Below are 1,458 nucleotides of genomic sequence, written 5' to 3' on the forward strand. Positions count from 1 at the left end.
ATGCAAGCATGATCATTACCTGAATACATGTGATGAGTGAACTGTAACGGAGAACATTCTGGGATGTATTCGAAAAGCATGGATTTATTGACGTGTGTTTTTGATAATGGTAAAATTAACATAATTAGATGCTGAAGGCATTTTTGATTAATGTATTGGGAGGTATTTTTTATGGAACAGCAGATTTTTACCAACGAGAGCATTTTATCCTGGCTGCAGTATTTTGCGAAAAACACAGCCATTGATCTGGAAAAAGTAAAGATGCTTGATATCACCCGAAAAAATAAAAACCTGATTCCGACAGTTGAGTCACACAAAGCAGTATTGGTGTTTACGGAAGCTGGAATTGACGATATTTTTTACCGGATGTGGAACGCAGGACTGGGGGACTGCGATGTATGGTATAACGAGGGCTCAGAGCCTGCAGGCGAGATAAAACACGATAAAGTGAGCAATATGATCAACCGTGGCATCAACGCATCCGCAGGCATGCTGATCGTAAATGAGCATGCGCGTAACACCTACAAGATTGGTATGGACAACCATAATTTTAAACGTGGTTCCATTCATTATGTAGGAAGCGAGATCCGTTCCGTCATCTTAAATAAGATGTATGTAGGGCGTCAGGACGACATTTGTGTCATCAGTGGAGAAAGTATTGCGGTAGAGGCTGCAATCATCGCTACAGAGGGCACTGTGATCGCTGTAGAATACAACAAAGACGACCGTGCGACCATGGAAGAGAACATTGACCATTTTGGCTTGCACAACATTCAGGTGATCGATCATGTGGATGAGGAGACGATGAAAGGATGTCCGGTTCCGTCACTGGTATTTATGGTGGCATCCGCAAGTATGGAGCAGGAGATTGAGTACCTGACAAAATTAAATCCGCAGATCAGCATTGTGATCTATACATTAGATTTTGGCGTAGCGGCATCTATTTCCGGCATTTTTGAAAAATACGGTATCAAAGATACTGAGGTTATCCAGATTTCCGTAGCCAGATTGAACAGCAAAAATTCTTTCGAGCAGCAGCCGGCACCATGGATCATTACAGGAAAGGCAGACTGCTAAAAAATGGCGAAAGTATTATTATTTCAGTGTGAAAATGAGAATGAGATCCGTCAGATTCTGACACCAATGAAAATACAGGCGGTGTCTGTCCCGAAGACGAAATTTCATATGGCATTGGGGGATCTTGCCAGGGGAAAAGATGATGGTGGGTATTTCGGCGGTGAGTATCCGAAGGGCAGCATGATCATAATGTGTGACTTTACGGAGAAGCAGCTAGATCGGCTTCTGATGGATTTAAGAAACCATAAGGTAAAGATAGACTATAAAATGGTTATGACGGCTACAAACGCCTCCTGGGACGTTCTGCACGTATATTTCGAGGCGCAGCGTGAGAAGATGATGTACGAAATGGCACAACGGGACCGGAAGCGCTTTTAAGAT

2 protein-coding genes are annotated in these 1,458 nt (G+C 43.0%); both read left to right on the plus strand.

The features are described 5' to 3' along the window. Nucleotides 1–171: 171 nt before the first annotated feature. Complete coding sequence (locus LG34_RS15690; protein ID WP_109216907.1) at nucleotides 172–1,077, plus strand: precorrin-6B methylase; 906 nt, start codon at nucleotides 172–174, stop codon at nucleotides 1,075–1,077. Between the two features lie 3 nt (nucleotides 1,078–1,080). Then, complete coding sequence (locus LG34_RS15695; RefSeq protein ID WP_109216908.1) at nucleotides 1,081–1,455, plus strand: DUF3783 domain-containing protein; 375 nt, start codon at nucleotides 1,081–1,083, stop codon at nucleotides 1,453–1,455. Nucleotides 1,456–1,458: the final 3 nt, after the last annotated feature.

This window comes from Eubacterium ramulus, from assembly GCF_003122485.1.
GTDB lineage: Bacteria > Bacillota > Clostridia > Lachnospirales > Lachnospiraceae > Eubacterium_I > Eubacterium_I ramulus_A.